1 protein-coding gene is annotated in these 1,767 nt (G+C 70.1%); it reads right to left on the bottom strand.

The annotated features are described in order from the left end of the window. Positions 1 to 179: 179 nt before the first annotated feature. Positions 180 to 1,751, bottom strand: a complete 1,572-nt coding sequence (locus tag ACLQ2U_RS32125; protein ID WP_425754633.1) for an IS1182 family transposase — start codon at positions 1,749 to 1,751, stop codon at positions 180 to 182. Between the last annotated feature and the right edge of the window lie 16 nt (positions 1,752 to 1,767).

Below are 1,767 nucleotides of genomic sequence, written 5' to 3'. Positions count from 1 at the left end.
CTAGGAGACCCCTGAACAAAGGGTGTTGAGGGGTGGGCGGGTGCCGACAAGGCCGTCTGTGCGGCGTGAAGGTCAGACCCTGGGGGTCGACAACGTGGTCACCCGCCCACCACTGGTCAGGATGTCCCGGGTCGGCGGCGGCGGTCAAGCGGCCGGATGTGGGGGTTTCGGTTGGGGTGTCACGCGATCGGGGCGAGTGTCCAGGTGCCGTGCTGGTGGTGCAGGCCGAGGTTGGTCAGGCGGCGGAGGTTGAGGGCGGCCATGCGGGTGTGCAGCCACCAGTCGTTGGCGGCGACGCCGCGGTAGCGCAGTTTGCGGCAGCGTCCTTTGGGTCCGATCAGCCAGGCGATGGAGCGTTCGACCATGGGCCGGTGTTGGCGGTAGGTGGCTTGTAGGTCGGGGTTGGTGGACCAGTCGCGGCGGGCGGCGCGTAGCAGCGCGTCGTGTGGGTGCAGGGTCAACGATCGGCCGGTCTTCGATGTGGTGCAGCGGGCGCGTAGCGGGCAGCCGCGGCAGGCGGCGCCGAAGGTGACGGTGCGGCTCGGGGTGATCGGCCGGGTTAGCCCGTTGGGGCAGGTGACAGTACCGGCGGTCTCGTCGGTGGTGAAGTCGTCCAGGGTGAACCCGCCGGTCACCGCGGGACGCAGCGGCACAGGTTTGATGATCGCGGTGTGCCCTTTCTTGGTGAGGGCGGCGCGGGCGTCGCCGGTGCCGTAGGCCGAGTCGCCCAGCACCTCCAACTCGCCGGGCTCTTCGTCGTCGAGCAGCGCGAGGCCGACGACGGCCTCGTGGTTGTCCTCGCCGGCTGCCTCGGTGACCTCCCCGGCGGTGAACAGCCCGGTGTCCGGCTCGACCGCGACATGCGCTTTGAACCCGTCCTGGCGGTGATGCACGGTCTTGTGCGCGTGCCGCGCCTGCGGGTCGATCACGCTGATCACCCGGTTCTCGGCGACCCGGCGGGCGATGCGCCACCTGCCGTCGGTGCCATCGCTGCCTTCGGCGGGCTCGACGTCCTGACCGGCCACCAACGCCAGCAGGGCGAGCGCCCGCGACCCCTGCTGGTCCAGCTCGGCCTCGCGTAAGGCGTCCACGAGCAGGTTCGCGTCGTTGACCAGAGCCGACACCAGCGCGTCACGGGCGGCCTTGTCGTCCCAGGCGATCGCCGGCTTACCAGCATCGTCCCAGTCATGGGCATGGCAGTGTTGCGCGATCACCTGCGCGGCGGCGGGCACCTCACGACGCACCCGCCGCACCGCCGCGATCAACTGGGTGACGGTGTCCTGCGTGGCCACCGCGTCGTCGAGCACCACCGAGTCCAACGCCCGGCGGGTCTTACCCCGCAACACCCCGGTCTGGGCGGTCACCGTCCGCACCGCTTCGAAGATCCGTTCCGGCCGGTCCGAGGCGCGTAGCCGGTTACGCCACACCGTCAACGTCGTGGGATGGAACCCCTCGTGGTCGATGGGCAGACCACACGCCACCTTCCACCGCAGGTCACACCGCAGCGCCTGCATTGCCTCCGTGTCGGACAGATCCTGCAACGTCTGCAGCACCAGCACCGACGCGATCACCTCGCCGGGCACCGAGGGCCGGCCCCGCCCGGACGGGAACAAATCGGCGAACAGCCCGTCCGGGAACACCACGCCACGGTGCTGGGCCAGGAACGCGTACACACTGCCCACCGGCACCAGATGCCCGACCAGCGCCGCCGTGTCCAGCAACTCGCGGTCGAGACCGGATCTACCCTGCACCCACCAATTATCGACC

Origin of the sequence: Micromonospora sp. DT47 (genome assembly GCF_049844475.1) — a bacterium.
Classification (GTDB): domain Bacteria; phylum Actinomycetota; class Actinomycetes; order Mycobacteriales; family Micromonosporaceae; genus Micromonospora.
The sequence above is the reverse complement of the archived record's forward strand: the minus strand, read 5'-3'. Positions and strand labels throughout refer to the sequence as shown.